Annotated in this window: 5 protein-coding genes and 4 tRNA genes; 6 read left to right on the forward strand and 3 right to left on the reverse strand. The window is 43.6% G+C overall.

The annotated features are described in order from the left end of the window. Window positions 1-550: 550 nt before the first annotated feature. Both pssA and KIV41_RS23955 read right to left on the reverse strand, forming a co-directional pair. Window positions 551-1,891: a CDP-diacylglycerol--serine O-phosphatidyltransferase gene (gene pssA, locus KIV41_RS23950; RefSeq protein ID WP_010444438.1), complete on the reverse strand. Its 1,341-nt coding sequence runs from the start codon at window positions 1,889-1,891 to the stop codon at window positions 551-553. A 71-nt stretch (window positions 1,892-1,962) separates the two neighbouring features. Then, window positions 1,963-2,394 carry a GNAT family N-acetyltransferase gene (locus KIV41_RS23955; RefSeq protein WP_285337809.1) on the reverse strand — a complete coding sequence of 144 codons (432 nt, stop codon included), beginning with the start codon at window positions 2,392-2,394 and terminating at the stop codon, window positions 1,963-1,965. A gap of 101 nt (window positions 2,395-2,495) precedes the next feature. Between KIV41_RS23955 and murB the strand changes: the two genes are divergently transcribed. Both murB and birA read left to right on the forward strand, forming a co-directional pair. Next, complete coding sequence (gene murB, locus KIV41_RS23960) at window positions 2,496-3,539, forward strand: UDP-N-acetylmuramate dehydrogenase (protein WP_285337807.1); 1,044 nt, start codon at window positions 2,496-2,498, stop codon at window positions 3,537-3,539. After that, a complete protein-coding gene (gene birA / locus KIV41_RS23965) occupies window positions 3,536-4,501 on the forward strand; it encodes a bifunctional biotin--[acetyl-CoA-carboxylase] ligase/biotin operon repressor BirA (protein WP_285337808.1) in 966 nt (321 codons plus the stop codon). Before murB ends, birA begins: the two co-directional genes overlap by 4 nt. A 16-nt stretch (window positions 4,502-4,517) precedes the next feature. Here birA and coaA read toward each other — a convergent pair whose 3' ends face one another. After that, the gene (coaA, locus tag KIV41_RS23970) at window positions 4,518-5,441 is read right to left on the reverse strand and encodes a type I pantothenate kinase (RefSeq protein ID WP_010444430.1); all 924 of its coding nucleotides are present in this window, start codon (window positions 5,439-5,441) and stop codon (window positions 4,518-4,520) included. A gap of 206 nt (window positions 5,442-5,647) precedes the next feature. Between coaA and KIV41_RS23975 the strand changes: the two genes are divergently transcribed. The 4 genes from KIV41_RS23975 to KIV41_RS23990 all read left to right on the forward strand — a co-directional run bounded on the left by KIV41_RS23975 (window position 5,648) and on the right by KIV41_RS23990 (window position 6,043). Continuing rightward, window positions 5,648-5,723, forward strand: a tRNA-Thr gene (locus tag KIV41_RS23975). A gap of 36 nt (window positions 5,724-5,759) precedes the next feature. Continuing rightward, a tRNA-Tyr gene (locus KIV41_RS23980) sits at window positions 5,760-5,844 on the forward strand. Between the two features lie 35 nt (window positions 5,845-5,879). Next, window positions 5,880-5,954: transfer RNA gene (locus tag KIV41_RS23985), tRNA-Gly, on the forward strand. 13 nt (window positions 5,955-5,967) lie between these two features. Continuing rightward, window positions 5,968-6,043 (forward strand) — tRNA-Thr (locus tag KIV41_RS23990). The last annotated feature ends 117 nt before the right edge of the window (window positions 6,044-6,160 follow it).

The following is a 6,160-nucleotide window of genomic DNA, read 5'->3' on the forward strand; positions in this document are numbered from 1 at the left end:
CGGGGCGGACCATACATTTTCGTTTGCGCTATTATTTTGGTCTACGACCAACGAGTCCCGCTCGTGTGCGAGTCCAATTGAGTGCAAGCCCAGCAGCTCCGCCACTTATTTAGAAACCCAGTCCGAAGACTGGGTTTTGTCGTTTTAGAGCATAACAACTTCCCTTTCAGGGAACGAGTCCCGGTTGCCAGCAACTCTGGACTAGGCATCTTTATTCAGACAAGTAACAAGGCCCCACCAAAGATTTGATCGTAGTCTTTAAGCCTTTCTTCAAGAAATATTAGTCTCTGTTGAATTACACGCCTTCGGTTTACTCTCTGTAGGTTCGTAAATACTGCATTTGAGTGGTTCATTGAAGCACGCTAGGCGGGTCGATAGATCTTTACTTGAGGGAGTGTGGCAATTGTATTATCAGGGCTATTGTTAATAGTGATGTTTCACTATTAGTTGAGCGTTTCGACTAGAACATATTTATCGAGGACTTCTACTGAAGAAATTTATGAGGATAGACAGAAGAGAAAAAGCCCAACTCACGTTGGGCTGAAGATTTTTATAGGATACGTTTTAGTACGCCATCTGCTTTTATACGAGTGATTTTGCGAACAAGTTTCTGCACTGCTTCAGGATAGTCTTCAACTTTTTCAAGTTGCTTATAAGTACAAATCAGCTGGGTGTGCTCTAATATTTTTGCCACTTCGTTCTCGAACTTTTCCGTCATCTTAGCAAAATTATCTTGAACTAGAAGACCGTTCTCTAAATCCAAAGACCACGCTCTCGGGTTTAGGTTGTTGCCTGTTAGTAACATATAGCGCTTATCAACCCAAATACCTTTTAAGTGGAAGCTATTGTTATCGTGCTTCCATAGGTGGATTGAGAGTTTTCGAGCGGCAATGCTAGCTTCGTGCGACTTTGCAAAGCGACGTAGATTGAGCTCATATAGGTATGGCAGGCCGCCAATTGTTTTAAACTCTTCTTCTGGGGAAATGTAAAAGTCATTTGCGGTTTTATCGCCAACGACAATTGTTACTTTCACTCCGCGCTTTAACGCACGTTTTACTTCTCTGTTTAGAGCTTTAGGGAAATTGAAGTATGGAGTACAGATGAAGATTTCATTTTGAGCGGCTGCTAATAGCTGCACAATTCTTTGGTTTAAGCTATTGCGACGTTTTCCTAAGCCGACGAGAGGGGTCACTTTCACTTCTTCTTCTGAAGCCGATTCACTTTGAAAGTTATAATCAGCTCTTGATAAAGATGAGCGCAGCTGGCGAATGGCTGCTTTGATGTCCTTAGTCTCTGGCTTATCTCGATCTGCTAAATCATTTACAGCGGGATGAGCAATCATCTCACTCTGCACAAAATTAACCATACTATCTGCAAGTGGTTTATGCTGAATAACATGATATCGATCGAAACGGTATCGGCCATTATATTGCAGGTATACGTTATTTAGGCTAGCTCCACTATAGATGACGGTATCATCAATAATAAAACCTTTAAGGTGAAGAACACCAAACACTTCTCGCCCGCGGACCGGAATTCCATAAACAGGAATCGCGTGCTGGTATTTCTTTGCATAAGCCTTATAAAGAGCTGAATTGCCCTCAGAGCTTTCTGCACCAATTAAGCCACGTTGTGCACGGTGCCAGTCTACACAGATGTTAATGTCGAGTCCTGGGTTGCGCTGCTTGGCTTCATAAAGAGCAGTCAGAATTTCTCTTCCTGCTTCATCATCTTCCAGATACAAAGCAACTAGGTAGATTCGTGATGTTGCTTTGCTAATTGCTTCAAGAAGACGTGTTCTAAAAGTTTCTGCAGCATGCAGAACTTCGAAGTCTTCTGGCTTTACCGCAAGACTTGGCAACTGCTCGAATGGATTCCTACTAACAATCATATCGGTGTGTGTACCTTAATTTAGTGCAATATTGCGAACCTGATATTTTACCAAAGATATGAATTATCTGGCTACAAAACCCTGCTCTTTAGAGCGTCAGAATTGCTGAATTGCATTGGAATGAGATCTTTACCACTGTCTACATAGCGTAGATAAGCCATTTTTAATGAGTTTGGTAGTGCAGAACTATCAATGGTAGCAAATCCATGTCGAGCGTAATAATTCTCTAAATGCCTAAAAGCGAAGCAGTAGTCACCACTAGTGAAAACTGTGTTTTTGCAATGAGAAAGCAGCGCATCTCCTATGCCACTTCCACGGAACTCAGGAATCACTAACATCCCTGTGAGCAGTCGTGACTTTTCTACGGTTTTCATTCTCAGGAGAGCAATAATGCAATTTTCCACACTGGCGGTAATGATCAGCTCATCTCGTTTGGCCTTGCCAGCAGGGTAATGCGTTTTGTACAACCTCTTGATGAGGGGAAGTTTGATGGGATTTAACACTTCTATGATTAATGAGTCTGGTATTGTCACTGCGGCTAAAAGATAACTAAGGTAGAATGCTTACAGTTTAAGAGAATCTCATCAGGCGTTGCAAATCCACTATGGAAATTAAGAAACACGCGAGCCTTAAGGCTTTCCACACATTTGGTATAGAACAAACCTGTGCGTATTTGACGGTTGCTGAATCTGTCGACGACGTAATTCAGTTGTTCCAAGATAAAGCTTACCAAGACGTACCAAAGCTGTTTTTGGGTAAAGGTAGTAATATGCTTTTTACTCAACCTTATGAAGGTATGGTTATCATCAACCGCTTAATGGGCAAAACCATTACCGAAGAAGATGAGCATTATTTACTGCATATCGCCGGCGGTGAGGATTGGCCGGATCTGGTTAAGTGGTGTGTAGAGCAAGGCATGGGAGGGGTTGAAAATCTGGCTCTTATCCCTGGTTGCGCTGGTTCGGCGCCGATCCAGAATATTGGGGCGTATGGTCTAGAGCTGCAGGACATCTGCGAATATGTCGATATCCTAGATCTCGACAGCCTCGAGATTAAGCGTATGAGTGCCGAAGAGTGTCAGTTTGGTTATCGTGATTCTATTTTTAAGCATGAGCTGTATGAGAAGTGTTTTATCACTGCGGTTGGTCTTAAGCTGCCGAAGCAATGGCAGGCGATTAATCAATATGGCCCTTTGCAGAGTATTCCTGAAGAAGAGTTGAGTCCGCTTTCTATCTTTGAGCGTGTCTGTCAGGTACGAATGGAAAAGCTGCCTGATCCAGCCAAAGTCGGCAATGCGGGGAGTTTCTTCAAAAATCCAGTGATCAGCCAAGATCATTATGATCTCCTTATTCAGCAGCATAGCAATATGGTGGCTTACCCAACACAAAACGGAATGAAGGTTGCAGCAGGCTGGTTAATTGATCAATGCGGACTTAAAGGCGCATCGGTTAAAGGTGCTCAGGTGAACCCTCTACAAGCTTTAGTACTCACTAATGTTAATAATTGTAGTGCTGATGATGTGGTTGAGCTTGCTTCTCTGGTTAAGAAGACCGTGTGGGATAAATACCAGATAGAGTTAGAACATGAAGTTCGATTTATGAATCGAACAGGGGAAACTAATCTCGCTGATATAGAGGCTGCGCAATGAGAAAGGAGCACTCCGCAAAGCTGCATATTCTAAAGGCATTAAGTGATGGCGACTTTCATTCCGGTGAAGCGCTCGGTCAGGAGCTTGGAATTTCTCGTGCAGCTATCGCTAAACATATCAAAGGCCTAAATGACTGGGGGGTTGATATTTATCGCATTCAGGGGCGAGGCTATCAACTCGCACATCCTTTACAGTTATTAGACGAGGTTAAACTCCAAGCGAAACTTAGTAGCCAAATTGAGCTGATTTCTGTCATTGATTCGACCAATCAGTATTTGCTTGAAAGAGTCAGTGACTCGGAGAAAGGGCGCGTGTGTCTTGCTGAGTACCAAGCTAAAGGCAGAGGTAGGCGGGGGCGCCAATGGGTTTCCCCTTTTGGAACTAACCTTTACTTATCCATGTACTGGAGGCTAGATGCTGGTATGGCCGCCGCGATGGGATTAAGTTTGGTCGTTGGTATTGCCGCGGTGGAAGCTATAGAAAGCATGGGCATTCAAGGCGTGAAGCTGAAGTGGCCGAACGACATTTATTATCAAGATAAAAAGTTGGCTGGTATTTTGGTGGAAATGTCTGGTCAAGCCGGTGGTGCTGCACATTTAGTTATTGGTATGGGACTGAATATCGGTATGCCAGACTTACAACCAGACATCGATCAGCCCTGGACAACACTCAATCAAGTCAGTGACGGTATTGCGATTGACCGAACTCAGCTTGCGATCAACTTAATAGAGCATTGGAAGACCACGTTAGAAGAATATGAAATGACTGGGCTGGCTGGGTTTGTTGAGCGGTGGAATCGTTTAGATAACTTTATTGGTCGTCCAGTCAAGCTACTAATGGGGCCTAGAGAGGTTCATGGTGTTGTAAAAGGAATCGATCAGCAGGGCGGGGTTGTATTAGAAACTGATAATGGTTTGGAGACCTACATTGGTGGTGAGATCTCCCTAAGGAAAAGTGATTAGTGCGTATAGGTAGGCACTATTTCCGCAACGATACCTTATCAACCAAATGGCTTGGGCCTTTATGCAGGATTAAATGGGCTCTCTCTCGAGTCGGAAGTATATTATGTTCCAAGTTGAGTCCATTAATGCTTTGCCAAATGTCCTTTGCTTTGTTCTTCGCTTCATCTTCAGTGAGCTGAGTGTAATGACTAAAGTAAGAACCGGGCTTGGTAAATGCCCCGCCTCTAAACTTCAAGAAGCGTTCGATATACCATTGTTCGATGGTCTCTGTTTCAGCATCAACATAGATTGAGAAGTCTAGAAAATCAGAAACAAACACTCTATGCGGGTCATGCGGGTAATCCATTCCACTTTGTAAGACGTTTAACCCCTCAATAATCAATACGTCTGGACGATCGACTTTTTTCCGCTCATCAGTAATGTCATAGGTAATATGTGAATAGACTGGTACTTCTAAGTTTGGTTGACCAGCTTTGACATCAGAAACAAAGTCCACCAAGCGTTTAATATCGTAAGACTCTGGAAAACCTTTACGGTGCATGATTCCTTTCTCTTCCAGAACTTTCTTTGGATACAAGAAACCGTCGGTTGTCACCAGCGCAACCTTTGGGTGGTTATCCCAACGAGACAGTAGTGCTCTGAGTAGTCGAGCTGTAGTGCTTTTGCCTACAGCCACACTGCCCGCAATACCAATAACAAATGGCGGAGCATGTTCTTCGGTATTAAGAAACTGTTGCAGTACTGTATTGCGACTTTGGCGAGCTTGAACATATAAGTTCAACAGGCGAGACAAGGGAAGGTAGATCTCTACCGCTTCCTCCATAGTGAGGTTTTCATTAATGCCTTGAAGCGCAGCTAGATCGTCTGCAGAGAGTGTCATCGGAACAGAATTACGTAATTCTGCCCACTCTGCACGATCGAATGACAAAAATGGACTCATGGATCTCTTTTATCCTTGGTTTCATCGAGAGCAAGAACATACAACAAGCTCTGGGCAAAGCAAACGACAAAGCTCGAAAGTTTGCTTTAAAAAGCGAGGTTTGTATGATTTTGCAGCAAACAAATCTAAAAAGAAGAAAATTACGTTTTTTTTTAAAATAGCTATTGCAACCTAGAAAATCATTCAATAGAATGCGCACCACTTATGCCGACTTAGCTCAGTAGGTAGAGCAACTGACTTGTAATCAGTAGGTCACCAGTTCGATTCCGGTAGTCGGCACCATTCTTTCCTTTAGTAGTTAGAATGGCTTTAAAATTTGGAGGGGTTCCCGAGTGGCCAAAGGGAGCAGACTGTAAATCTGCCGGCACTGCCTTCGATGGTTCGAATCCGTCCCCCTCCACCATATTCTTTAGGAAATAGCTCTCAGAGTTACGTGTTGCGGGCATCGTATAATGGCTATTACCTCAGCCTTCCAAGCTGATGATGCGGGTTCGATTCCCGCTGCCCGCTCCACTCTAATTTGAGTGCTGATATAGCTCAGGTGGTAGAGCGCATCCTTGGTAAGGATGAGGTCGGCAGTTCGAGTCTGCCTATCAGCACCAGCTCTCAAAGTTATCTCCTTTTGATATAAGATTTACCAATAATCTTTTTTGGTTGCGTGGTCAATTCGGGCCACCTAAATCCGTACCTAGAGGGACTACTCATGTCTAAAGAAAAAT

This window comes from Vibrio sp. D401a, from assembly GCF_030248515.1.
Lineage (GTDB): Bacteria > Pseudomonadota > Gammaproteobacteria > Enterobacterales > Vibrionaceae > Vibrio > Vibrio rotiferianus.

Coding starts and splice junctions, on each gene's coding strand:
- coaA (WP_010444430.1), bottom strand. CDS start 5,441: ATGAGTCCATTTTTGTCATTCGATCGTGCAGAGTGGGCAGAATTACGT.
- birA (WP_285337808.1), top strand. CDS start 3,536: ATGAGAAAGGAGCACTCCGCAAAGCTGCATATTCTAAAGGCATTAAGT.
- pssA (WP_010444438.1), bottom strand. CDS start 1,891: ATGATTGTTAGTAGGAATCCATTCGAGCAGTTGCCAAGTCTTGCGGTA.
- murB (WP_285337807.1), top strand. CDS start 2,496: ATGGAAATTAAGAAACACGCGAGCCTTAAGGCTTTCCACACATTTGGT.